This is a genomic window from Xanthomonas sp. NCPPB 3959 (assembly GCF_056675575.1).
The window spans coordinates 168,565-192,144 of record NZ_JBWWVR010000001.1; the positions used below are offsets into that span (position 1 = coordinate 168,565).

Annotated in this window: 20 protein-coding genes and 1 other RNA gene; 8 read left to right on the forward strand and 13 right to left on the reverse strand. The window is 63.3% G+C overall.

Annotation, left to right across the window (positions count from 1 at the left end):
- Positions 1-451: 451 nt before the first annotated feature.
- The 6 genes from flgF to AC1KVG_RS00690 form a co-directional block, all read right to left on the reverse strand.
- On the reverse strand, positions 452-1,207 hold the full coding sequence (flgF, locus tag AC1KVG_RS00665; RefSeq protein ID WP_006450210.1) for a flagellar basal-body rod protein FlgF: 756 nt from the start codon (positions 1,205-1,207) through the stop codon (positions 452-454).
- A 142-nt stretch (positions 1,208-1,349) separates the two neighbouring features.
- A complete protein-coding gene (gene flgE / locus AC1KVG_RS00670) occupies positions 1,350-2,573 on the reverse strand; it encodes a flagellar hook protein FlgE (protein ID WP_023903960.1) in 1,224 nt (407 codons plus the stop codon).
- A 31-nt stretch (positions 2,574-2,604) separates the two neighbouring features.
- Positions 2,605-3,270: a flagellar hook assembly protein FlgD gene (locus AC1KVG_RS00675; protein WP_481093178.1), complete on the reverse strand. Its 666-nt coding sequence runs from the start codon at positions 3,268-3,270 to the stop codon at positions 2,605-2,607.
- A 37-nt stretch (positions 3,271-3,307) separates the two neighbouring features.
- Positions 3,308-3,715: a flagellar basal body rod protein FlgC gene (gene flgC, locus AC1KVG_RS00680; RefSeq protein ID WP_023903962.1), complete on the reverse strand. Its 408-nt coding sequence runs from the start codon at positions 3,713-3,715 to the stop codon at positions 3,308-3,310.
- Positions 3,716-3,718: 3 nt separating this feature from the next.
- On the reverse strand, positions 3,719-4,120 hold the full coding sequence (gene flgB / locus AC1KVG_RS00685) for a flagellar basal body rod protein FlgB (RefSeq protein ID WP_023903963.1): 402 nt from the start codon (positions 4,118-4,120) through the stop codon (positions 3,719-3,721).
- A gap of 332 nt (positions 4,121-4,452) precedes the next feature.
- Positions 4,453-5,397: a chemotaxis protein gene (locus AC1KVG_RS00690; RefSeq protein WP_006450205.1), complete on the reverse strand. Its 945-nt coding sequence runs from the start codon at positions 5,395-5,397 to the stop codon at positions 4,453-4,455.
- A 366-nt stretch (positions 5,398-5,763) separates the two neighbouring features.
- Here AC1KVG_RS00690 and flgA point away from each other — a divergent pair, with 366 nt between their 5' ends.
- From flgA to AC1KVG_RS00710, 4 genes are all read left to right on the forward strand, one after another.
- Positions 5,764-6,408, forward strand: coding sequence for a flagellar basal body P-ring formation chaperone FlgA (flgA, locus tag AC1KVG_RS00695; RefSeq protein ID WP_006450204.1), 645 nt, complete (start codon positions 5,764-5,766; stop codon positions 6,406-6,408).
- A 66-nt stretch (positions 6,409-6,474) separates the two neighbouring features.
- Positions 6,475-6,786 (forward strand): flagellar biosynthesis anti-sigma factor FlgM, encoded by a 312-nt coding sequence (gene flgM, locus AC1KVG_RS00700; RefSeq protein ID WP_006450203.1) that lies wholly within the window; start codon positions 6,475-6,477, stop codon positions 6,784-6,786.
- 15 nt (positions 6,787-6,801) lie between these two features.
- Positions 6,802-7,134 (forward strand): flagellar protein FlgN, encoded by a 333-nt coding sequence (locus tag AC1KVG_RS00705; protein ID WP_006450202.1) that lies wholly within the window; start codon positions 6,802-6,804, stop codon positions 7,132-7,134.
- Between the two features lie 153 nt (positions 7,135-7,287).
- The gene (locus tag AC1KVG_RS00710; RefSeq protein WP_023903966.1) at positions 7,288-8,523 is read left to right on the forward strand and encodes an ATP-binding protein; all 1,236 of its coding nucleotides are present in this window, start codon (positions 7,288-7,290) and stop codon (positions 8,521-8,523) included.
- A gap of 146 nt (positions 8,524-8,669) precedes the next feature.
- On the opposite strand, the gene AC1KVG_RS00715 is transcribed toward AC1KVG_RS00710, so the two are convergent.
- Positions 8,670-10,391 carry an EAL domain-containing protein gene (locus AC1KVG_RS00715; protein ID WP_006450200.1) on the reverse strand — a complete coding sequence of 574 codons (1,722 nt, stop codon included), beginning with the start codon at positions 10,389-10,391 and terminating at the stop codon, positions 8,670-8,672.
- A 3-nt stretch (positions 10,392-10,394) separates the two neighbouring features.
- Positions 10,395-12,527, reverse strand: a complete 2,133-nt coding sequence (locus AC1KVG_RS00720) for a sensor histidine kinase (RefSeq protein ID WP_080949677.1) — start codon at positions 12,525-12,527, stop codon at positions 10,395-10,397.
- 119 nt (positions 12,528-12,646) lie between these two features.
- On the opposite strand from AC1KVG_RS00720, the gene AC1KVG_RS00725 reads away from it, so the two are divergent.
- Positions 12,647-15,433: a bifunctional diguanylate cyclase/phosphodiesterase gene (locus tag AC1KVG_RS00725; RefSeq protein WP_481093179.1), complete on the forward strand. Its 2,787-nt coding sequence runs from the start codon at positions 12,647-12,649 to the stop codon at positions 15,431-15,433.
- A gap of 75 nt (positions 15,434-15,508) precedes the next feature.
- Positions 15,509-15,585, forward strand: a non-coding RNA gene (locus AC1KVG_RS00730) — sX9 sRNA.
- A 1,005-nt stretch (positions 15,586-16,590) separates the two neighbouring features.
- On the opposite strand, the gene AC1KVG_RS00735 is transcribed toward AC1KVG_RS00730, so the two are convergent.
- The 5 genes from AC1KVG_RS00735 to AC1KVG_RS00755 form a co-directional block, all read right to left on the reverse strand.
- Positions 16,591-16,875 (reverse strand): hypothetical protein, encoded by a 285-nt coding sequence (locus tag AC1KVG_RS00735; RefSeq protein ID WP_481093180.1) that lies wholly within the window; start codon positions 16,873-16,875, stop codon positions 16,591-16,593.
- An 86-nt stretch (positions 16,876-16,961) separates the two neighbouring features.
- Positions 16,962-18,239, reverse strand: a complete 1,278-nt coding sequence (locus tag AC1KVG_RS00740; protein ID WP_176340961.1) for a methyl-accepting chemotaxis protein — start codon at positions 18,237-18,239, stop codon at positions 16,962-16,964.
- Between the two features lie 61 nt (positions 18,240-18,300).
- Complete coding sequence (hflD, locus tag AC1KVG_RS00745) at positions 18,301-18,915, reverse strand: high frequency lysogenization protein HflD (protein WP_481093181.1); 615 nt, start codon at positions 18,913-18,915, stop codon at positions 18,301-18,303.
- Positions 18,915-20,051: a tRNA 2-thiouridine(34) synthase MnmA gene (gene mnmA, locus AC1KVG_RS00750; protein ID WP_481093182.1), complete on the reverse strand. Its 1,137-nt coding sequence runs from the start codon at positions 20,049-20,051 to the stop codon at positions 18,915-18,917. Before mnmA ends, hflD begins: the two co-directional genes overlap by 1 nt.
- Complete coding sequence (locus AC1KVG_RS00755; protein WP_023903973.1) at positions 20,048-20,506, reverse strand: NUDIX hydrolase; 459 nt, start codon at positions 20,504-20,506, stop codon at positions 20,048-20,050. The genes mnmA and AC1KVG_RS00755 overlap by 4 nt, the downstream gene beginning before the upstream one ends.
- 262 nt (positions 20,507-20,768) lie before the next feature.
- On the opposite strand from AC1KVG_RS00755, the gene clpS reads away from it, so the two are divergent.
- Positions 20,769-21,089: an ATP-dependent Clp protease adapter ClpS gene (gene clpS / locus AC1KVG_RS00760; protein ID WP_043889778.1), complete on the forward strand. Its 321-nt coding sequence runs from the start codon at positions 20,769-20,771 to the stop codon at positions 21,087-21,089.
- Between the two features lie 142 nt (positions 21,090-21,231).
- Positions 21,232-23,514: an ATP-dependent Clp protease ATP-binding subunit ClpA gene (gene clpA, locus AC1KVG_RS00765; protein WP_115038957.1), complete on the forward strand. Its 2,283-nt coding sequence runs from the start codon at positions 21,232-21,234 to the stop codon at positions 23,512-23,514.
- Positions 23,515-23,580: the final 66 nt, after the last annotated feature.

Consider the following 23,580-nt stretch of genomic DNA (forward strand, 5'->3'; position numbering starts at 1 on the left):
CGTGGAGGCTCGGTGGCGGCATCCATGCCGCCACACGGTCCCGCAATCGGCGAGGGCACCGCACCAGAAAGATTGCTGGTCGCTTTGTTGAAAGCCATGCACACCGACTATCTCGACAGGTCCTTGCCCGCCCACCGTCGCGGGACCTTACGCGGCATGGATGCCGCGTAAGAGCCTACACGGACGTACTTGCGGCGTGTCCCGCGACGGTGGGCGGGCAAGGACCCCGCAGCCAAGCCACAGAGTGAGCCACTTTTAGCCGTTCAAAAGAGAGTGCAGGGACGTACTTGCGGCGTGTCCCGCGATGGTGGGCGGGCAAGGGCCCCGCAGCCAAGCCACAGAGTGAGCCACTTTTAGGCGCCCAAAAGAGAGTGCAGGGACGTACTTGCGACGTGTCCCGCGACGGTGGGCGGGCAAGCGCTCTGCAGCAAAGCCACAGAGTGAGCCACGTTTAGCCGTTCAGCCGCATCATCGAATTGGCCGATTGTGCGTTGTCGTCGCCGTTCTTGATGATCTTGACCTGCATTTCGAACTGACGTTGCAGCTGGATCATTTCCACCAGCGCGCCGGCGGCGTCCACGTTGCTGCCTTCCAGCATGCCGCTGTTGATGGTCTTGCCGGTGGCGATCTGGAACGCCTGCGCCGGGTCGGTGCTGGTATTGCGCATCAGCCCGTCCGGGCGCCGCGTCAAACGGTCGGCGGGGGCATCGACCACCTTCATCTTGCCGACGATGGCCATGGTCTGCGGGCCTTCGCCCTGCGGAATAATCGAAATGCTGCCGTCGCTGCCGATTTCCATCGCCTGGTGCGGCGGAATCGTCATCGGGGCGCCGCCTTCATCCAGCACCGCATGCCCATTGGCGGTCACCAGCTGGCCATTGGCGGTGAGCGCCAACTCACCGTTACGGGTGTAGGCCTCGCTGCCGTCGGGCGACTGCACCGACAGCCAGCGGTCCTGTTGCAGCGACACGTCCAGCGGATTGCCGGTGACCTGTTGATGGCCCTGGCTGCGATCGAAACCCTGGTCCACATGCAGCGCATCGATCCGCGACGGATAGCCCTTGCCCTGGATCTTGAACGCCTCGGTGTTGGCCAACGCGGCCTTGAACCCCACCGTATCGACGTTGGCGAGATTGTGCGACACGGTGCCCTGCGCCTGCAGGGAAGCGCGGGCACCGGTCATTGCAACGTAGAGGGCTTTGTCCATGGGGCACCGGGATTCGAGAGTCGGGATTCGGGATTCGTAAAAACAGGGTTGCTGCGAGTGGAGAGAAGGGAGGCTGGGCCGGTATCCGAATGACGCAATACCGGCTCTTGCCAATCCCTAATCTCCAATCACCAATCCCGGCTTATCGGATATTGATGATCGTCTGGGTGACCTGGTCCTGGGTCGAGATCATCTGCGAGTTGGCCTGGAAGTTGCGCTGGGCCACGATCATGTTCACCAGCTGCTCGGTCAGATCCACCGTGGAGGCTTCCAGCGAGCCGGATTCGATCTGGCCCAGATCCGAGGTGTCCGGTGCGCCGATGCGGGCGGCGCCGGAGGTGTAGCTTTCGGCCCACATGTTGTTGCCCTGCGACTGCAGGCCCTGCGGGTTGACGAAGCTGCTCAGCGCGACCTGGCCCAGCGCCTTGTCGGCACCGTTGGAGTAGCGCGCGAATACCACGCCGCTGGTGTCGATGCTGATCTCGTTGAGCTTGCCGCTGGCGTAGCCGTCCTGGCGGGTGTCGCGCAGTGCGAACGCCTCGCCGTACTGGGTGGAGCCAGTGACGTTGAGCTGCATGTTCAGCACGCCGGCGCCGGTGCTCGGGGTGAATGGGTCCATCGCGATGATGCCGTTGGCCGGAGTGGTCAACGCACCGGTGTCGGAGAACTGCAGCGCGGTCGGGGCACCGACCGCGGCGCCGTCCACGTAGTTGTGCACCTGCCATTCGTTCGGGTTGGCGGTCTTGACGAAGTAGGAGGTCTGCACATGGCTGACGCCCAGCGAATCGTAGACGTTGATGCCGCCGGTGGAATGACTATAGGTCTTGTCGTCGGCCGGGTTGAACGGGGTGACCGTCGGCGCGGTGGCATTACCGGGCAGGGTGAAGGCCAGGTTGACCGTGGAGGTCGACTTGGGCGGGCTGTCGGTGGTCAGCAGTTGCAGGTCCGACAGGCGGCCTACGTCGAAGCCATTGCCGCTGGGATTGGGCGCGAATACCTGCAGGCGTGCGCCCTGCGGGTTGATCACATACCCGTTGGCATCGGTCTGGAAGTTGCCGGCGCGGGTGTACATCTTGGCGCCGTTGGAGGACACGGCGAAGAAGCCTTCGCCGGAGATCGCCAGGTCCAGGCTGCGCCCGGTCGGGTCGATATTGCCCTGCGAAAACTGCTGCGCCACATTGCTGACGCGCACGCCCGAACCCACCGCATTGCGCGACAGACCATAGCTGGTGCTCTGGAACATGTCGGCAAACTCGGCACGCGATTCCTTGAAACCAGTCGTGTTGACGTTGGCGATGTTGTTGGAAGTCACGTTCAGATCGGCATTGGCTGCGTTGATGCCGGACAACGAGGTATTGAAAGCCATGGATGAGGTCCTTTAAGTGTCGGTTGCCGGCTCAGCTGACGCGGAGCACGTTGGCGAGCGGGGAAGTGCCTAGCCCGGTCAGGTTGAGATACAGGCCGTCGGAGCCGATCGTGACGCTGTCCACCGGTGCGTCCACGTAGGTGGCTAGTTTGCTTTTGGCACCGGCGGTGTCGGTCTGGGTGGCGGTGACGCCGTATTTGCCCGCTGCCATGCGGTTGCCGTTGGCATCGGTGCCGTCCCAGGCGAACGACACTTCACCGGCGGCGCTGGACGGCACGCTGAGCTGTTTGACGAAGGTGCCGTTGGCGTCGGTGATTTCGAAGTTGACCGTGCCGGCCGCTGTTGAGGCGACCACGCCCTTGGCCGAGTTGGTGGCGTCGATGGACACCTGCGCCGACGGCACCAGCACGTTGTGGCCGACCAGCGCCGCGCCCTTGAGCACCTGATCGCTGCTTTGCGATGCAGAAAAATTGCTGACCTTGGTATTGAGATCGCCAATGCCCTGCACGGTGGAGAACTGCGCCAACTGGCCCAGAAACGCGCTGTTTTCCATCGGTTTGAGCGGGTCCTGGTGCTGCAGCTGCTCGGTCATCAATTTGAGGAAGTCGGCCTGGCCGAGCGCTTCTTCCTTCTTGGCGACGGTGCTGCTGGTGCTCAGGCCGAGCGTTTTATAGAGGTCACTGCCGATCGTGCTCATCTGGAAAGGTCCGTTAGTAAAGGTCAGCTAAGAAGGGTCAGCGACCCATCGTGAGAGTCGCGAGCGCCAGTTCCTTGGCGGTATTGAGCATTTCCACGCCGGCCTGGTAGTTGCGCGAGGCCGAGATCATGTTGACCATCTGCGCCACCGGGTCCACGTCGGGCGAGAACACGTAGCCGTCGGCATCGGCCAGCGGATGGCCGGGCTCGTAGCGACGGATCGGCGGTGCGTTGGTGGTGGTGATCTCCTTGACGTTCACCGAGGTCAGGCTGGGATCCTGGCGGTTCTGCTGGGCCTGAAAGATCGGCTCGATCGGCTTGTAGGTCGCCTCGGCCGAGCCTGCGACAGAGTCCGCATTGGCCAGGTTGGAGGCGATCGTGCTCAGCCGGACCGATTGCGCATGCAGCGCAGAGCCGGCCACATCGAAGATGGGAAGATTGCTCATGACTTATTGGCCAGTGATCGCGGTGAGCATCGAGCGCACCTTGGATTCGAGGAAGCTCAGCGAGGCGCGATATTCCAGCGCGGCGCGGCCGTAGGCTGCACGTTCGGCGTCGGCATCGACGGTGTTGCCGTCCAGGCTGGGCTGATCGGACTCGCGGGTGATCTGGAACGGGTTGAGCCCTCCGCTGCTGCCGATTTCGTAATGCTTGGCGTCGGTGGTCTGCATCAGACTGCCGTCGCGCACGCCTTCGGCGGATTTCAGCGCGGCCTCGAAGTCCATGTCCTTGGCCTTGTAGCCAGGGGTGTCCACATTGCTCAGATTGCTGGCAATGAGCTTCATGCGCTGCTCGCGCAACGGCAGAGCATCGCCGTGGATGCCGAGGAAGGACGAAATGGAGTTGGACACGGTGCTCTCCCGCGAAGTGTTACCAGGGAGAAAGCAAAGTTTGTGCCAATCGAGGTGGTACGGGCCGCAGAACGCGGAGAATGATCGGCGCTGCCGACGAACGGCGCCTTGGCCGTCGGCGAAACGCGATGGACCTGTGTCCGTCACGACGTTGATTCAATCAAGCGCGCCAAGCCGAAGGTTTGGCATCACCTGAGGCGGTCTGGCGTCGGCAGGTGTCACTTCAAAAGCGCGTCGACGCACTGACCACTTCTATGCCGCGAAGCTTTTTGCAGCCCGGCGCGACGCCTTGTTGCTGCTATCGGCTCGGATCCAGCAGCCGATTGGCCTGATCAGGCCGCTTCGGCGACCACTTTCAGGCGCGCCAACACATAATCGGCCAATTCGTGGGCGCTGTACTTGGCCACGAAGGCATTGGCGCCGACCTGTTCGACCATGGCGTTGTTGAACACACCCGACAACGAGGTATGCAACAGCACGTACAGGCCTTGCAGCCCCGGCGTGCGCCGGATTTCCGTCGTCAGCGTATAGCCATCCATCGCCGGCATTTCGATGTCGGAGATCACCATCGCGTAGCGGTCGGCCGGATTCTCGCCTGACGCTGCAACCTGCAAGAGATGGTCCAGCGCCTGGCGGCCGTCCGACAACAAGGTTGCCGCGACGCCGAGTTGGTCGAGCACGCTGCGGATCTGCTGACGCGCCACGCGCGAATCGTCCACCACCAGTACCTGGAACTGGCGGTCGTAGGCGACCAGCTGCAGCGAGGGATCCAGCTGCACGTCCTTGCTGACCTTGGCGATGTCGGCAAGCACGCTTTCCACGTCGATCACCTGGATCAATTCACCCTGGAAGCGCGTCACCGCCGTCAAATAAGTGGCTTCGGCGCCAAGTTCCGGCGGCGGATGGATGTCTTCCACCGCAATATTGACAATGCGCTCCACGCCGCTGACCAGAAAGCCCTGCACCGAGCGGTTGAATTCGGCCACCACCAGATAGCCAGGGCCGTTTTCGGAAAGCGTGTCGCGCTCCGGATGGCCGATGGCCAGGCCCAAGTCCAGCACCGGCACCGAGCGCCCGCGTACGTCGGCAACGCCGGCGAACTCGGTCGGCAGGCCGGGGACCTGAAACAGGTCCGGGCGGCGCAGCACTTCCTGCACCTTGAAGACGTTGACGCCAAAAAGCTGGCGCCCGCCCAGCCGGAACAGCAGCAGGGCCAGTCGATTGTGGCCAGCCAGACGGGTGCGCTGGTCGATGCGGTTGAGCAGATCGTGGGTCATGGGGCAGATATCGACAGGGTGGCCCAATAACTTGAGGGGGCTTTGCAGGCTGCGGAGTGCCACCGGGATTCGGGAATCGGAATTGGGGATTCGCTCAAGCGCTGGGATGGGGTGATTTGGGATTCGGGATTGGCTCAAAGGCGTGCACTAGCGAGTGGTCAGGCCGCTGCTGCTTCTGCGTCCTTGAAAGCTTTAAGTGACAGTTGGTCGGATAGATGCAGTGGGTGAAAGGGCCTTGGCAACGGGTAAACGAATCACCAGCAAAGCCGCCTTTGCGAATCCCCAATCCCGACTCCCCAATCCCCCGCAAAAAAAACCGGCACACCTCTTGCACTGTCTGTTCCGTCTTCCTCCGGATCTGGTCCCATGCGCCTGCTACTGCTTGTCATTTTGTTGGCTGCCGCTCCGGCCTGGGCCCAGAGCTACCAGTCTGTCGATTCCATCCGTGCTGCCGCCCTGGCCACCGTCGGCCCCGATGCCGAGGCCGAGGCTACGCTCGATCCGGGCCTGCGCATGCCGGCGTGCCCGATTGCGCTGCAGGCGCAGCCCACCGGGACCAACACGGTCGAAGTGGCCTGCCCGCAGCCGGCCGGCTGGCGTCTGTTCGTGCCGCTCAAGGTGCGCCGCAATCAGGACGTACTGGTGTTGCGCCGGGGCATCAGCGCTGGAGAAACCATCTCGCTGGCCGATATCAGCATCGAGAAACGTGATGCCGCGCGCATTGTCGGTGCGGTACTGGCCGATCCGGTGGCTGCGGTGGGCAAGACCGCCCGGCGCATTCTGCCGGCCGGGTCGTTGCTGTCGTCGAACGATCTGGTCACGCAGCGGCTGGTGCGGCGCGGCGATACGGTGCCGCTGGTGTCGCGCAACGGCGGTCTGGAAGTGCGCATGAGCGGTCGCGCCTTGTCGGACGCCGGCGAGAACGAGCGCGTCTCGGTGGAAAACTCGTCCTCGCGCCGGGTGGTGCAGGGGATCGTCGAAGCGAGCGGGACCGTTGTGGTGTCGAGATAGAAATTCGCTATAAAGTTTTTTTTTGGCATGCCGTTATCCCCTACGACCTGTAGAGGAGTTCCTGACATGACCCAGAAAATCGAAGGCAATCTACCGACCGCCGCCACCCTTCGTACCGCCGCCACAAGCAGCAAGATCGCTTCGGCCGGTGAAGACCGCGCGTCCCCGATTGCAGCACTTCCGCCCACCGACAGCGTCAAGCTGACCGGCGAGGCTACCAACCTGCAGAACTTGCAGCGCACGCTTTCGCAGTCCTCGGCGATCGACACCGGTCGCGTCCAGGCCGTGAAGGAGTCGTTGCAGAACGGCAGCTATTCCATCAACCCGGATGCCATCGCCAGCCGCATGATGGATCTGAATCAGCAACTGGCGGGTTAATTCCCAGCCGAAAGGATGAACGTGAACGAGTTCCTGCAACGTCTCAGCGACGCGCTGGCCGGCGAACGCCAGGCATTACTCGAGAACGACATCGATGGGTTGATGCGGCATACGCAAGACAAGCTCTCGGCACTGCGCGCGCTCGAAGCGCGAATGCCCGAAGGCGAAGAAGCGCGTCTGCGCGAACTGGCCGAAGCCAATCGCGCCAACGGCGCGCTGCTGGCACGCCGGCGTCGCGAAGTGAACTGGGCACTGCGTCACCTGGGCCGCACCGAGAGTGCACCGTCCTATGACGCCAAGGGTCAATCGAGCGTACTGCGCGGCGGACGTTCGCTGGCAGTGGCTTGAGCGATTAACCTCGCGTAGAGCGTGTGTGCGCGTTGTCCAGCGCACATGCGTCGCGCAATCCGATCTGCCGCACGTGCCAGATCGTGGCGTTGCGCAATACGGCGCGTAGGCGGTTGGGCGTATATTGACGCGTCTTCTACGCCGCCTCTTCCCGTGACTGCCAAGTTTTTTCTCAATCAGACCCTATTGCCGTCTTCGGACATGCTGCGCGCCTTCGGCGATCAGATGCTCGAGGGCGTATTGCTGTTCCGCGCAGACGGGCAGCTGATTCTGGCCAACGCCATCGCGCGCCAAAGCCTGTGCAAGGAAGACCCCGACGACGATCGCAATCTCGGCGAGCGGATCTCGCAGGTCTTGCCGTCCGATGCGCTCAATCAGGCGCGTAGCAAGGGCACCTGGACCGGCAGCCTGCCGGTCGGCGACCGCGTGGTCATCGCGCATCTGTACTACAACGAAGAGCAGGGCGTCGGGCACTTTCTGGCGTTGTTCCACAACATCGAAGGCCAGCAGGATTACGAGCGCGAGCTGCAACAGCGCCACGCCGAATTGCGCCAGGCCTACCTGCGTTTGAATGGTGCACAGGACAAACTGCTGCAATCGGAAAAGATGGCCTCCATCGGCCAGCTCGCCGCGGGCGTGGCGCACGAAATCAATAATCCGATCGGTTACGTGCACTCCAACCTGGGCAGCCTGCAGGAGTATCTGCGCAGCCTGTTCACGCTGATCGAAGCCTACGAGCGCGCGCTGCAGGCGCCGGATCCGAAGGCGCTGATCCCCGAAATCGACGAGATCCGCAACCGCGCCGATATCGACTTCATCAGCCGAGATCTGCCGCAGCTGATGGCCGAGTCGCGCGAAGGCATCGAGCGGGTGACCCGCATCGTGCGCGACCTCAAGGACTTCTCGTATTCGGACCGTTCCGAGTCGTGGAAGATGGTGGACCTGCACGCCGGCCTCGAATCCACGATCAACATCATCTGGAACGAGCTCAAGTACAAGGTGACCCTGGAGCGCAATTACGCCGAGCTGCCGCTGGTGGAATGCCTGCCCTCCGAGCTCAATCAGGTCTACATGAACATGCTGCTCAACGCCGGCCAGGCGATTGTCGAGCGCGGCACGATTATCGTGACCACCGGCCGCGAAAGCACCGATGGCACCGAGCAGGTCTGGATCCAGTTCCAGGACACCGGCGCCGGCATCGCCCCGGACTTGATGCAACGCATCTTCGACCCGTTCTTCACCACCAAACCGGTCGGCAGCGGCACTGGTCTGGGCCTGTCGATTTCCTACGGCATCATCAACAAGCACCACGGCCGTATCGACGTCGAAAGCACACCGGGGCAGGGCGCGAGTTTTCGCATCGTGTTGCCGGTGCGGCAGCCGCGGTAGCGCTTCGCGCTGGGATTGGTGATTCGGGATTAGGGATTGGCAAGAGCAGCTTTGCGGCGCGCTTGCCGTTTGCCTGCTTTAGCAAATCCCCGGTTGCAGCTCCCGACTATCGCTGCCGGCTTTAACCAATCCCCAATCCCGAATCCCTACTCCCGGCCGTTCCGCAACTCATCGTGCGTGCGGAAGGCCTGACGGATGTGCTCGCGCAGTTCGTCGTCGTTCCAGGGCTTGGTCAGGAAGCGGTAGATCGCGCCGCGGTTGATCGCCTCGGTCACGGTGGCCAGATCTGTGTAGCCGGAGAGCACCAGGCGCACGGTGTCGGGGTAGAGCATCTTGACCCGGCCCAGGAACTCGGTGCCGCTCATGTCGCTCATGCGCTGGTCGGAGAGGATCACCTGCACGTCGTTGGTGGCGAGCAGGTCGAAGGCATCGCGCACATTGCCGGCGGCCAGGATCCGGTAGCCGTCGCGGCGGAACAACCGCACCAGCGAGCGCAGCACGTTTTCTTCGTCGTCCAGCAGCAGCAGCGTGCGGTCGGGGCGGCTTTCGGCAAACGATTCCGGGCGCAGATAGCGGCGACGTAACGCCATGCCTGCCGACTCGGCCGACATCGGTTCGCCGAACAGATAACCCTGGAAGATGTCGCAATCGTTGCGACGCAGAAAGCCCAGCTGCGCCTGCGATTCCACACCGTTGGCGATCACCGTCATGCCGAGCTGGTGGCCCATCGCGATGATCGCGCGCGCAATCGCCGCCTCGCGGCTGCCGGCTGGTGCGCTCTTGATGAAGCTGCGATCGATCTTGAGTCGATCCACCGGATACCGCACCAGCGCACTGAGGCTGGAATCGCCGGTGCCGAAGTTGTCCAGACTCAGGCTGATGCCTTCGTTGCGCAGGTTGGCCATCGTCTCGTGGACGAAGTTGACGTTGTTGGTCAACGCGCTTTCGTTGATCTCCAACGTGACGAATTGCGCCGGCACGCCAGCGGTCTGCAACATACCCATGACTTCGTTGAAGAAGCCCGGGCGCAGCAACTGCAGCGTGGACACATTCACCGCAATGCTGAAGTCGTCGAACCCCTGGTCGCGCCACAGACGCGCCTGGCGCACCGCGTTCTGCAGCACCCATTCGCCGATCTGCACGATCACGCCCAGGCGCTCGGCGGTGCGCATGAAACGCTCCGGCACCAGCATGCCCAGCGTCGGCGATTGCCAACGCAGCAAAGCCTCCATGCCCACGATGCGGCCGTCGCGTGCGCTCACCAGCGGCTGATAGCGCAGACGCAGCTCGCCATGCGGAATCGCATCCACGATCTGCCGCGCGATGATGCTTTCGCTATGCGCACTGGTGGTCGAGTTGCGCGTGTACAGCCGCACCGTGTTGCCGCCTTCGCGCGCGGCCTGGTAGCTGGCTTCCTCGGCGTAATCGAGCAGGATCGACAGCGAGCTCGAGTGTTCCGGGCACAGGCTGATGCCGACCTTGCCGGTCATGAACAAGGTGTACGGCAACACCGATAACGGCAATTCCAGCTGCTGGCGGATCTCTTCGGCGAAATCTTCCGGCAGTGGCGTGTCTTCGCGACGCACCGCCACCACCACCATTTCATCGCTGCCGTGACGCCACAACTTGCCGCGCGCGCCAAGGAAATCCTGCAGCCGGCGCGCGACCAGCGTCAGCGCCTGATCGCCGACCTCGGCACTCATGTTCTCGTTGATCGAGGCAAAGTGATCGATATCGATATGGAACACCATCAACGGCGGGCCGCCGGATGCAGCAGCGTCCACCAGATGCAGCAGTTCGGGATTGCCTGCACCCAGGCGCGTGGGTTTGACGATTTCCAATCCAGGCGGAATAACCGGGCTCCACATGACTCAACGTCCACCATCGTCGTGGACGGACTCGCCGACCGGGTGATAGGGCAGGCGCAACGTCACGCGCGTGCCTGCTCCGGGGGCTGATTCTATCGCGAGCGCGCCGCCGACGGTTTGCGCACGCTCACGCATCACGATCAGCCCGAGACCGCGCGGGCCTTCGGGTTCGAAGCCATCGCCGTCATCGCTTACTTCCAGGCGAAAGCTCTGGCTGTCGATCGTCTGCAGGCTCATGCGCACTTCGCCCGCGCAGGCATGCCGCAACGCATTGGTCAGGCTTTCCTGCGCGATGCGAAAACACGCCTGTTCGATTTCGTTGCCGGGGCGTACGTCCAGGGCCTGGATATCCAGTTCCAGATGCACCTGCGAGGCGCGGAACAACATCGAAGCCTGCCAGCGCAGCGCCGCTTCCAGACCCAGTGCATCGAGTTGTGGCGGGCGCAACAGCATCGACAGATTGCGCAGCTTGGTCACCGTGCTGTCGGCCAGCGACACCACCTCGAGCAGATCCTCGCGACGCGCGGCCGGGTCCAGCTCGTCCAGCGCGGCATGTGCGGATAGCTTCATCGCGGTGATCGCCTGGCCGATATCGTCGTGCAGATCGCGCGAGATCGCGCGGCGCTCGTCTTCCTGCAACGAGAACAACCGCTTTGCCATCGCCTGCAGTTCGGCATTGCTTTCGGCCAGGGCGTCGCGCATACGCTCGGGTTCGCTCAAATCGCGCACCACCAGCAATTTGCAGGCGCGCCCGCCGTAGCGGATATCGCCAGCCGACAAGCCAGCATAAAAGGTGCTGCCATCGCGACGGCGCATCGCCCGTGCGCTGGACACCGGTTCGTTGCGGTCGCTGCCTGCGCGCAGATACTCGCGCACGATTGGCAGATCATGCTCGCCGACCAGCGTCTGCAACGGTTCGCCCAGAATGGTCTCGCCCTGGAAGCCGAACTGCGTCGAGCCTGCCGCATTGGCATACATCACGTGCTCGTCGGCCAGGATCAGCACACCATCGGGTAGCACACGCACCAGCTCGCGGAACTGCTCCTCGCGCTCGCGCAGCAGGCGCCGCGATTGTTCGCGCTCGCTCACATCCTGCAGCGTGCCGTGGATATGGCGTGCGCCGCTCGTCGTGGTGACGCTCTCGGCACGCAGGTGCACGGTGCGCGGCTGCGAGTCGCCGCCAGTGAGCGGTAGCAGCACATCGATCTGCACCTGCCCACCGGTACACATGTCTTCGATCATCCGTTCGATGCGTGCCTGGGTGGCGGTATCCGAGGCGGTCAGCAATTCTTCCAGCCGATGTTCACGGCGATGCATCGGCACGCTGCGGCCCAGCAACCGATACACCGCCGGCGAATAACGGCCCAGGCCGGTGGCGCGATCCAGCTGCCACGAGCCCAGCCGCGCGATGCCTTGCGCTTCTTCCAGCCGCTCAAGCGCTTCGTCGCGCAGATGCTGCGCCTGGCGCTCCTCGCTGCGGTCCACGGTGACCACCAGGCGGGCAGGGCCGCTGGCCAGATGCAGCTGATTGCTGCGGATCTCGACATGGCGCGGGCCGCTGCGGGTCAGCAGATCCTCGTGCAAGGTGCAGGTGTCGTCGCCCTTGGCGCGGATCTGGGTGATGATTTCTTCCAGGCGCACGCCGTCGGCATTGGGCCAGATCGCCTGCAATGTCTGCTGCAGAAACTCGTCGCGCTCCCAGCCGAAGAATTCCAGCGCTGCCGGGTTGGCATCCAGGATGCGCAGCGTGGCCAGGTCGTAGATCAGGGCGGGGCTGGGCAGGGCCAGGAACTTGGCCTGCAGCAGTGCCTCGGACTGCGCCAGCTGGGCGTGCTCTTCCACGATCAGCGCGACAAAGCGGCGCAGTACCAGGTGGATCACGATGCTCGATACCACCAGAAAGCTCGCATCCGACCAGCGCTCGGGCATGGCGGCGCCGGCCAGGTGCAGCAGCCGGTTGCCCAGCAGCAGCCACACCACACCGGTCAGCAGATACAGCCCTGTTAGCGTCCACAGACCCTGTTGCAGGCGTTCGGCGAGGCGAAGTCGGGAGACGGGGGCGGACGAAAACGCGGGCGCGGCAACGGGATCAGGCATGGGTCCGCGAACGACCTTTGGAGCGGGCGATGCAGCCATCTTAGCCGTAACTCGGCCCGGTTCGGTCGTGCCGCAAACAGGTACCTCAACTAATCGCCAAAACGGCCGTTATCCATTGCGACTCCGAGGCAGGGGTCGATTCTTCGGAGTGTTCCAGAGTGGACTCAGGCGTCATTGCAAGCATGCTGCAGCACCCGTTGACCTCAGCGGTGGTGTTGTTGGATGCGCATGGTCAGCCTCTGGCGGCCAACCGCGTTGCGCAGTCGCTTGGATTGCCGGCAACCCTGGGTGCCTATGCCGAAGTTCTGGAAAGCAGCCGAGCCCAGGTGGCCGATAACGGCGGCATGGCGGCATGCGTGCTGCCGGGCACCGGCGGCGGGCGTCTGGAAGGTTGGTTGCGCGCAGTCTGCGACGAACACGGCCAGGTGATGGCCTTCACTCTGAGCATTCCCGAGCCGGTGGGCGCCGATGGCACCAGCCGTTGGGAAATGGGTCTGGACAGCGCCGATCACGGTTTGTGGGATTGGGATATTCCTGCCGACGTGGTGTACCGCTCGGAGCGCTGGACCCGCATGCTCGGTTACTTGGAGCAGCCGCTGCCGAATAATCTCACCGCCTTGTCCGGGTTGATTCACCCCGACGACCACGCGCTGGTCAGTGCCGCCGTACAGGCGCACCTGGATGGGCGCACCGATACCTATGTGGCCGAATTCCGCTTGCGTCAGAGCGACGGCCAGTGGCGCTGGATCCTCGATCGCGGCCGCGTGGTCTCGCGGACCGCCGACGGCCGCCCACTGCGCATGGTCGGCACGCATACCGACGTGCATCACCACAAATTGCTCGAGCAGCAGCTGCGCGAGCAGCAGGCCCAGCTCGAAGATGCCCAGCGTATCGCCAGCATGGGCAGCTGGAGCTTGGACACGCTCAAAGACGCGTTGTGGGTCTCGCCCGATTTCCTGCAGCAGCTCGGCATGACCCAGGTACGGCTGCAGAGCATTCGCGACATCCTGCGTCTGCTCGGCCGGCCCTCGATTGCGCAGCTGCGCAGCGCCTGGCGCAAGATCAAGCACGAAGGCATGCCGATGCATTTCGAGCTGGAAATCAATGGCCTTGTCGGCATCAATCCGCATCATCTGCGGGTGTGGGCACAGCCGGTCTTCGATGGCGACGGCACCATGGTGCGCCTGCTCGGCCAGCTGCAGAACGTCACCGAGCAACGCCAGACCGACGCGCTGATCCGCTGGCGCACCGAGTTGCTCAACCGCGTCTCCGCGCTGGGCAAGATCGGCGGCTGCGAGATCGAGGTCGACACCCGGCGCATGCAGTGGACCGAGGAGTGCTATCGCATTCACGGTCTGCGTAAAGAGAACATCACCCTGGAGCAGGCGCTGTCGCTGTACACCCAGGATTCGCGCGACGCCTTCGAAGCGGCGCTGCTGCGTATTTCCGATGGCGGCCTGCCCGAGCAGCTGGAGCTGTGTTTCTACCGCAACTCCGGCCAGCGCGTGTGGGTGCAGGTACTGATCGAACTGGACCGTCGCGAAGGCCTGCCGCCGCGTTTTGTCGCCCTGTTCCGCGATGTCACCCGCGAACGCGAAGCCAACGAGCGCATCGAGCTGCTGGCGCACTACGACCGTCTGACCGGCTTGCCGAATCGCTTTCTGCTGCGCGAGCAGGCAGAGAACGCGATTCGCGAAGCGCATGAGCGCGGTCAGGTGCTGGCGATGCTGCTGATCGATCTGGATGGCTTCAAGAGCATCAACGATTCGTTCGGCCATGCCACCGGCGACAATTTGCTCAAGCTGGCGTCTTCGCGCCTGCATCAGCATCTGCGCAACAGCGATCTGTTCGGTCGCTTCAGCGACGACGAATTCATCGTGCTGCTGCGCGATCTGGGCGAGCCGGAAGATGCCGGCCACGTCGCACGCAAGTTGATCAGCGCGCTGGGCGAGCCGCTGCGCAAGGACCACGTCACCCTCAAGCTCGGTGCCAGCATCGGGATTGCGCTGCAGGGCGATGGCCTGTCGGATTTCGATAGCCTGCTGCGCGCCGCCGATGCGGCGATGTACGCGGCCAAGGAATCCGGCCGCAACACCTTCCATTACTACAGCCAGGACGTGCTGCTGCGTGCGCAGCGCCGCCTGGAGCTGGAGCACGCGCTGCAGGGCGCGCTCGAGCGCGAAGAATTCACGCTGGTCTACCAGCCGCTGGTCAACACGGTCGGCGATACCTCGCCGGCGATCGAAGCGCTGATGCGCTGGAATCGTCCAGGTCATGGTCCCTGCAGCCCGGTCGAGTTCATTCCGATCGCCGAGGAATGCGGCGAAATCGTGCGCCTTGGCGAATGGGTCATCGGTGAAGCCTGCCGCCAGGCCGTTGTCTGGGACCGTGCCGGGCTCAATTTCAGCCGCATCGCGGTCAATGTGTCTGCGGTGCAGCTGCGCGAGCGCGGCTTTGCCGAGCGTGTGCTGGAAATCTGCCGCGACAACGGTTGGTCGCCGTCGCGGCTTGAGCTGGAACTGACCGAGTCCGCATTGATCCGCGATTCGGATTCGCTGCGCCGCTGTTTCGAGCTGTTCGAACAGAACGGCGTGCTGCTGGCGGTGGACGACTTCGGTACCGGTTTTTCGAACCTGCACTATCTCAACCGGTTCCCGGTGCAGCGCCTGAAGATCGACCGCAGCTTCGTGCAAGGCATGCTCGACGACGCCAACACCGCTGAAGTCACCCAGGCCATCGTGCATCTGGGCCATGCGCTGGGCATGCAGGTGGTCGCCGAAGGTGTGGAAACGGTGCAGGAAGACGCACTGCTGCGCCTGCAGGGCTGCGACGAGATCCAGGGTTACTTCTACTCGCGCCCTTTGTCGCCACGCGACATGGCGCAGTGGCTGCGCGAAGCCGAAGCCGGCATGCGGCTCGGTGCGCGGTTGGTCATCGCCAACTGACCTAGTGTGTGGCATCGCTCGCATTCAGAGCGGCTGACAAAACTGCTGCGAAGTCGCCAGGCGGGTGCGGCCGGCATCTAACACTCGTGCATTCCGGTTCGTCCGCGCCTTCCACGCCCATCCTGATGACTGCTCGCTACATTTCGTTAGCCGCCGCTAGTCAATCAAGGGCGTGATGCCCTCACCAGCGCCAAGCAGCAAATCAGCGCTCTACAACTGATCTATCCGCGCAAACCAACCACTCTCCACGACAAGCGAGCTATCGAGTCGTAGCGTTATTTGGCCAAGGTCAAAAGTTGAGTCAGTCGAGGGCGCGATGCCCTCACCGCTCGCGGGACACGCCGCAAGTACGTCCATGTAGGCTCGGTGGCGGCATCCATGCCGCCACACGGTCCCGCAATCGGTGAGGACACCGCACCAGCGCGTTGATCGGTGGCCCAGGTAAAAGCATTCCCGATGCTCGACTTGCGTTGGGATGCTGATCGGACGAGCCGTTATCCGAACATTGCGCGCGGTGCATTGCTTGCAAACATGCACACCGACATTTTCGACTGGTCCTTGCCCGCCTACCGTCGCGGGACCTTACGCGGCATGGATGCCGCGTAAGAGCCTACACGGACGTACTTGCGGCGTGTCCCGCGATGGTAGGCGGGCAAGGGCCCTGCAACCAAGCCGCAGATCAGCCGCTCTACGACCGATCTATCCGCAGTCTCCAACGACGTGAAGACAACCGAGATGTCGAGTCATAGCAAGCAGCGCTTAGATGCAAACAAACGCTTGGTCAATCGAGGGCCCGCAGCCAAGCCGCAGATCAGCCGCTCTGCAACACCACATTGCGAGCGTCTAATACCCCCAAGAAAGCCGAGATCTCACGGCTTTTTATCGCGAGCAAGCACCCAGCTCGCAAGCGCACTCGCGCAAGATGTCGCGCACTACATCATTGCCATGACATCGCATCGATCGAAGCGTCAAGTTGTGTTGTGTCGCAGAAGTCGCAGAGCAGGCGGGAAGGGGAGACGTCACCCTGATGCTGCAATCGAAAGATGCTGCGTGGTTCAGAGCCAGGCTTGTCGGCACTGCCTAACCCATAATCGATAACTCAGGCAGTCATGACAACCAGCGGGGCGCCTGCCGAGGCACGCCCCGCCGTTTCGACATCAGCGTCCTGACACGCCGACCGCAGTACCGTCCAGGCCCAGATCCCAGGCCACGGTGGCGAACAGCAATTCTTCTTCGCTGCTGCTACGGCGCGGATGGATCAATGCCTGTACCTCCGCACGTGCTGCACATTCCAGCCGTTCCAATGCAGCCGGCATGCGCACGCGTCGCGGCGTGGGCCGGGCAGCATCGCTCTGCGCGATGCGCTCGGCCTGTGCGGCCGCAACGACGGCTGATTCCAGCACGGCGGTGGGTCTATCGACGGTCGGGGTGAGAAGCGTCATGAGCGGAACACCAGGTCGTTGCGGAACGACAAATCCCCGGGAGGCCGGGGAATGTCGGGATCAGAAGCTGCGGGCAGGCATCGGTCTTAGAACAACTCGACCGTGCCGGCACCCATGCCTTGCTGTGCCACCGGCTTGTGCGGCGGGCGTTCCCATTCCACGCGCATATCGCGCAGGCGGGTGGAAACCTTCTGCAGCGCGGCGACCAGATCGCTGTCGTACACGCCGCCATTGCGATGCAGCAGTTCCTGCAGCGCCACCGCTTCACGGTTGATCGCGGTGAGGCGATCGAGGTGAGTGTGGATGCCGCTCAGCGTCTGCGTGGCGATATCCTCGAACTGCAGGGCACGCACCGCTTCGGCCACGCTACCGTCGATGGAGCGAGCGCACTCGGAGATTTCGCGCATGCCATCGCCCAACGAGGCGTTGATCTGAGCGACGTTCTCCAGCATCGCCGCCGATTCATGGCGCGCCTCGCGGGAACGATCCATGTGGCGCGAGGCCAGCTGCGAGACCGTTTCACGCACCTTGGAGATCGATTCCTTGGAGCTGTGCGCCAGCTTGCGGATCTGTTCGTTGAAGGTGGTGGAACGCTCTGACAGATTGCGCACCTCGTCGGCGACCACTGCGAAGCCACGACCGGCTTCACCGGCACGTGCTGCTTCGATGGCGGCGTTCAAGGCCAGCAGGTTGGTCTGGTCAGCGATCGACTTGACGTCTTCCAGCAGCGCGAAGATGCCATCCAGGTGCTGCGCCATCTCATCGATGTGATGCACCGTGTTGGTACTTTGGCCGCTCACCTGTTCCAGCGCTTCCACCAATTGCTCCATGCGGGAGCTGGCGTGCTGGGCGAAGCGGGCGACGTCGACGCCGGCGCTGCCATCGTCACCGGCACGGTCGACGATGCGGGCCAGTGCCTGGCTTTGCTGACGCGACTTGCGGTTCATCGCTTCGAAGCTGCCACCCAGACCGGACACGGCCTGGCGGATCAGTTCGCGGGCACGCTCGACTTCCGAGCGCGAACCGTCGACTTCGTTGCTGACGAACGTACGCAGTTCGTTGAGCAGTTGGTCCTGCTCGCGCAGGATGCGGGTCTGGTCAGGATTGCGCCGGAACTGGGAATACGTCACCCAGGCAGCGAAAACCAACCAACTAAGGGTCATGGTCGCCAGGATCGCCCAGCGCACCGAAGCGGGCCAGTCGAATCCGACAGCGAAGGGAAACAGCAAGGTCAGAGCCAAAGGGGCGGCTAGACGGATCAGTGGACGTGAATACATGGGCGTTCTCGGCAGAGTCACGGTTGCTGTATCGGCCGTACCCCCTTTGTCTTTAGCGACGATCGCCACATCGTCTCGCCCGTTCAACCGCTGTTGACGCGCGCCAGCGGCCGCTAGCGCGTGTGGCAAAGCATGTTTGTCGCGGAGTTCAACGCAGCGCGCGTTCCACCGCTTCGAGCATTGCGCGCTTGGCAAACAAGAAATCCCACAGGCTGCCACCCATTTGCCGCCACAACACCGCCGAGCGGACCGCTGCCAGCAGCAAGGCGCGGATTTCTGCCACCACGCCGGCCTGGCCCAGATAATGCGGGTTGCCTTGCACCATCACCTTGGGGCGCAAGTGGCTGATGGTCTGCGCATACAGCGCGCCCAGCGCGCTCAGCACGTCGGGGTGGCCACTGTCGCCCAGGGTCTGTGCCTGACGCGCCGCAGCCTCGATCCCGTTGGACACGGTGGTGACGGTGGCGGTGTCGCGCACGAAGCGGCGCTCAAGTTGCAGCACCGCCAGCGCCAGGCGCGGCAACACCTCGTCCTGGCCCTGATTGCGGAAATAGTTATGCAGCAGCCGCAGACCCGGCGCCAGGTCGGTTGGCGAGCCATACACGGCCTCCGGCGAGGAGGCATCCACCCGGAACACGCTGTCCATGGCGGTGCGCACCGTCGCAGCCTCCGAATGCCCGGTTTCGGCGATCCGCCGCACCTGCTGCAAGGCCTGGGCGACGCCGGCCAGCGCCAGCACGCGGTGATCCATGGAAGAACTCATCAAGCCACTACCTCGGGTAAAAAAGAAGATCCCGCCAATTGGCGTTCCATCGGTGCATCGGTGGCCGCAATGACTGCGCCCCCTAAACATTCTTCGCCGTCGTACAGCACCAGCGACTGTCCCGGCGTCACCGCACGCTGCGGCCGCTCGAAACGCACCTGCACGCTGCCATCGTCCTGCACCTCCACCGTGCACGGTTCATCGGGCTGCCGGTAGCGCGTCTGTGCGGTGCAACTGAAGCTGCGCGCCGGCGGCGCCCCGGTGACCCAATGGGCCTGCTCGGACTGTAGCCAGTGCGATTGCAGCAGCGGGCTGTCGCGGTCCTGATCGACGTACAGCACGTTGCTCGCCACATCCTTGCCCACCACATACCACGGCGCCGCAGCACGCCCACGCACGCCGCCGATGTTCAGGCCTTCGCGCTGACCCAGGGTGAAATAGAACACCCCCGGATGTTCGGCGATGCGTTGCCCCTGCGGGTCGCGGATCTCGCCGGTGCGCGCAGGCAGATAACGGCCCAGAAACTCGCGAAAATCGCGCTCGCCGATGAAGCAGATGCCGGTGGAATCCTTCTTGGCATGCGTCGGCAGATTGGCGTCCTGGGCGATCCGGCGCAGCGTACTTTTTTCCAGATCGCCGATCGGGAACAACGTTGCCGCCAGCTGGGTCTGCCCCAGTTGGTGCAGAAAATAACTCTGGTCCTTGCCGCGGTCGGCACCACGCAACAGGCGCCAACGCCCGCCGCTGTGCGTAACCCGCGCGTAGTGACCGGTGGCGATGCGTTCGGCACCCAGCGCCTGGGCCGCATCCAGGAAATGCTTGAACTTCACTTCACGGTTGCACAGCACGTCCGGGTTGGGCGTGCGTCCGGCTGCGTATTCGGCCAGAAAATGCTCGAACACACCGCCCCAGTACTCGCTGGAAAAATCGCGGAAGTGGAACGGAATGCCGAGCACCCCGCACACCGCCACCGCATCGCGCCGGTCGTCCTCGGCGCGGCAATCGCCGCTGCCGTCGTCGGCCCAGTTCTGCATGAACAGCCCGGCGATGGACTCGCCTTGCTGGGCAAGCCGCCAGGCGGCCACCGACGAATCCACGCCGCCCGACACGCCAACGATGATGCGCGGCGTACTCATGCGACGTGCTGCACCAACGCCAAAGGATAGCGCTGACCGGCCAGATAATCTTTCACCACTTCCCACACCAGCGGACTGCGTAGCCGGCCGGCCGCGCTGCGCAGTTCTTCCGGGGTCATCCACAGTGCGCGTACCACCCCGGTATCGAGGCTGCGCTCGGGGTGGTGGGTCAGCGCATCGGCGACGAAGGCAAAGCGCAGAAAACACTGGCCGCTTGGCGCAACCCACTGGTAGGTGCCGATGAACTGGGTCAGCTGCACATCCCAGCCGGTCTCTTCCAGGGTCTCGCGCACCGCTGCGTCCAGCAAACTTTCGTTCGGCTCCAGATGTCCGGCCGGCTGATTCAATAGCAGGCGGCCGCCGATGGTCTCCTCCACCTGCAAAAAGCGCCCGTCGCGCACCACCACGGTGGCGACGGTGACATCCGGGTGCCAGCGTTCTACAGGCGTGTTCATCGACATTGGCTCCGGCGGATGGAAAACCGGCGCGCAGCACCCGCACTCGCCACGATCACAACCCGTCTCACAGCTCGGCTCAAACGATCAGGCGTACCAAGCGGCGACGCGGATCGTTGCGTAGTGGAGGCGCACGACGGTGCCAGTGGCAGCGCGGTCACGGAATCGGTCATCAAGGGCCAGCCAGGGAATCGGAGACAAATTGTGCGGGCCGCGGCGCAAATCGTCCAATGCGCGCAACGATGAACCGTATAATGGCCACATGCCTCGTAATACTACGCACGAACACGATCACGGCCTGATGGTCGAAGCCAGCAAGCCTGAAGTGGCGCCACCGCCGCGTTATCAGGTGCTTCTGCTGAACGATGACTACACCCCGATGGACTTCGTGGTGACCGTTCTGGAGCAGTTTTTCAACCTGAGCCTGGAGCAGGCGACCCAGGTCATGCTGCACGTCCATACCCGTGGGCGCGGCGTCTGCGGGGTCTACAGCCGCGAGGTCGCCGAGTCCAAGGTGGCGCAGGTCAACGAGTTTTCGCGGATGAACCAGCACCCGCTGCTGTGCACGATGGAGCAAACCTGAGTTCGGTCAGGGATCATTCCAGCAGCGCAACACTGTGGCTGCAATCACATGCTAACGCCGTCTGAACATACCTATCCGATAGGGTTGTGGTAAATCCCAACAAAAGCCGCATATTGTTGGCAACAGCCGTTCGGAGTTACCAATGTTCAGCAAAGACCTAGAGCAAACCATCGGCCAGTGCTACAAGCGAGCACGCGAGGCGCGTCATGAATTCATGACCGTTGAGCACCTGCTGCTCTCGCTGCTGGACAACCCTTCCGCCCAGGCCGTCCTCAAGGCCTGCGGTGCGGACCAGGTGCGTTTGCACAACGACCTGGAACAGGCGATCGAGGCCTCGGTCTCGCGTCTGGCAGAAGACGATGGCCGCGATACGCAGCCGACCCTCGGCTTCCAGCGGGTGCTGCAGCGCGCGGTCTATCACGTGCAGTCCTCGGGCAAGAAGGAAGTCACCGGCGCCAATGTGCTGGTCGCGATCTTCGGCGAAAAGGACTCCCACGCGGTGTATTTCCTGAATCAGCAGGACATCACCCGCCTGGACATCGTCAATTACCTCTCGCACGGCATCGCCAAGCTCGGTGAAGACGGTGAGCAGCCGTCCGCGTCCGATGGCGAGCCCAAGAGCGAAGGTGGAGAAGGCGAGGCCAAGGGCGATGCGCTGGCCGAGTTCGCCACCAACCTCAACGAGCAGGCCCGTAACGGCAAGATCGACCCGTTGGTCGGCCGTGCCGACGAAATCGAGCGCACCATCCAGGTGCTGTGCCGTCGGCGCAAGAACAACCCGTTGTACGTGGGCGAGGCCGGCGTGGGCAAGACCGCGATCGCCGAAGGCCTGGCCAAGCGCATCGTCGACAACGACGTGCCGGAAGTGCTGGCCGAAGCGGTGATCTTCTCGCTCGACCTGGGCGCGCTGGTGGCCGGCACCAAGTACCGCGGCGACTTCGAAAAGCGTCTAAAGGGCGTGCTGGCGGCGCTGAAGAAGGTGCCGAATGCGGTGCTGTTCATCGACGAGATCCACACCATCATCGGTGCGGGTTCTGCGTCGGGCGGCACCATGGATGCGTCCAATCTGATCAAGCCGGCGCTGTCGTCTGGCGAGCTGCGCTGCATCGGTTCGACCACGTTCCAGGAATACCGCGGCATCTTCGAAAAAGACCGTGCGCTGGCGCGTCGCTTCCAGAAGATCGACATCGTTGAGCCGACCGTGGGCGAGACCTTTGAAATCCTGCAGGGCCTCAAGCCCAAGTATGAAGCGCACCACGGCGTGACCTACGCCGACGACGCGCTTCAGGCCGCCGTGGATCTGTCGGTCAAGCACATCGGCGACCGCTTGCTGCCGGACAAGGCGATCGACGTGATCGATGAAGCCGGTGCCCGTCAGCGCCTGCTGCCGGAAGGCAAGCGCAAGGAGCTGATCGATATTGAGGAGATCGAGACCATCGTTGCCAAGATGGCGCGGATTCCGGCCAAGCAGGTCAGCGCGACCGACAAGGACGTGCTGCAGCATCTGGAGCGCAATCTCAAGATGGTGATCTTCGGCCAGAACCCGGCGATCGAGACGTTGGCCGGCTCGATCAAGCTCGCACGCTCGGGACTGGCCAATCCGGAAAAGCCGATCGGCAACTTCCTGTTTGCCGGCCCCACCGGCGTGGGCAAGACCGAAGTGACCAAGCAGCTTGCGCTGCAGCTGGGCATCGAGCTGGTGCGCTTCGATATGTCCGAGTACATGGAAGCGCATTCGATCAGCCGCCTGATCGGCGCGCCTCCGGGCTATGTCGGTTTCGACCAGGGCGGCCTGCTGACCGAGAAGGTGGTCAAGACGCCGCATTGCGTGCTGCTGCTGGACGAGGTGGAGAAGGCGCATCCGGACATCTTCAACATCCTGTTGCAGGTCATGGATCGCGGCATCCTCACCGACACCAACGGGCGCGAGGCGAACTTCAAGAATGTGATCCTGGTGATGACGACCAATGCCGGTGCCACGCAGGCATCGCGGCGCTCGATCGGCTTTACCAAGCAGGATCATTCCACCGATGCGATGGAGTCGATCCGTCGTGGCTTTACGCCGGAGTTCCGCAACCGCCTGGACGCGATCGTGCAGTTCCAGCCGCTGGGCTTCGACCATATCCTGCGGGTGGTGGACAAGTTCATCATCGAATTGGAAATGCTGTTGCAGGAAAAGCACGTCTCGCTGTCGGCAACCCCGACCGCGCGCGACTGGCTGGCCCAGCATGGTTTCGATCCGCTGATGGGTGCACGGCCGATGTCGCGCGTGATCCAGGAGAAGATCAAGCGCCCGCTGGCCGACGAGTTGTTGTTCGGCAAGTTGATCGCCGGTGGCCGGGTCAACATCGACGTCAAGGATGGCGAGCTGGTGGTGGAAGCGCATCCGGAACCGGAGCGTTTGCTGCCGGCCACTGTCGACTGACCGCTTTGCGGTCTTGAAACGAAAAAGCCGCTCATTCGAGCGGCTTTTTTGTGTCTGCGGCATCTA

Bases quoted from the DNA above. Each gene is read 5' to 3' on its own strand.
- flgF (WP_006450210.1), bottom strand. From the start codon at position 1,207: ATGGACAAAGCCCTCTACGTTGCAATGACCGGTGCCCGCGCTTCCCTG.
- flgE (WP_023903960.1), bottom strand. From the start codon at position 2,573: ATGGCTTTCAATACCTCGTTGTCCGGCATCAACGCAGCCAATGCCGAT.
- AC1KVG_RS00675 (WP_481093178.1), bottom strand. From the start codon at position 3,270: ATGAGCACGATCGGCAGTGACCTCTATAAAACGCTCGGCCTGAGCACC.
- flgC (WP_023903962.1), bottom strand. From the start codon at position 3,715: ATGAGCAATCTTCCCATCTTCGATGTGGCCGGCTCTGCGCTGCATGCG.
- AC1KVG_RS00690 (WP_006450205.1), bottom strand. From the start codon at position 5,397: ATGACCCACGATCTGCTCAACCGCATCGACCAGCGCACCCGTCTGGCT.
- flgA (WP_006450204.1), top strand. From the start codon at position 5,764: ATGCGCCTGCTACTGCTTGTCATTTTGTTGGCTGCCGCTCCGGCCTGG.
- flgM (WP_006450203.1), top strand. From the start codon at position 6,475: ATGACCCAGAAAATCGAAGGCAATCTACCGACCGCCGCCACCCTTCGT.
- AC1KVG_RS00705 (WP_006450202.1), top strand. From the start codon at position 6,802: ATGAACGTGAACGAGTTCCTGCAACGTCTCAGCGACGCGCTGGCCGGC.
- AC1KVG_RS00715 (WP_006450200.1), bottom strand. From the start codon at position 10,391: ATGTGGAGCCCGGTTATTCCGCCTGGATTGGAAATCGTCAAACCCACG.
- AC1KVG_RS00720 (WP_080949677.1), bottom strand. From the start codon at position 12,527: ATGGCTGCATCGCCCGCTCCAAAGGTCGTTCGCGGACCCATGCCTGAT.
- AC1KVG_RS00735 (WP_481093180.1), bottom strand. From the start codon at position 16,875: ATGACGCTTCTCACCCCGACCGTCGATAGACCCACCGCCGTGCTGGAA.
- hflD (WP_481093181.1), bottom strand. From the start codon at position 18,915: ATGAGTTCTTCCATGGATCACCGCGTGCTGGCGCTGGCCGGCGTCGCC.
- mnmA (WP_481093182.1), bottom strand. From the start codon at position 20,051: ATGAGTACGCCGCGCATCATCGTTGGCGTGTCGGGCGGCGTGGATTCG.
- AC1KVG_RS00755 (WP_023903973.1), bottom strand. From the start codon at position 20,506: ATGAACACGCCTGTAGAACGCTGGCACCCGGATGTCACCGTCGCCACC.
- clpS (WP_043889778.1), top strand. From the start codon at position 20,769: ATGCCTCGTAATACTACGCACGAACACGATCACGGCCTGATGGTCGAA.
- clpA (WP_115038957.1), top strand. From the start codon at position 21,232: ATGTTCAGCAAAGACCTAGAGCAAACCATCGGCCAGTGCTACAAGCGA.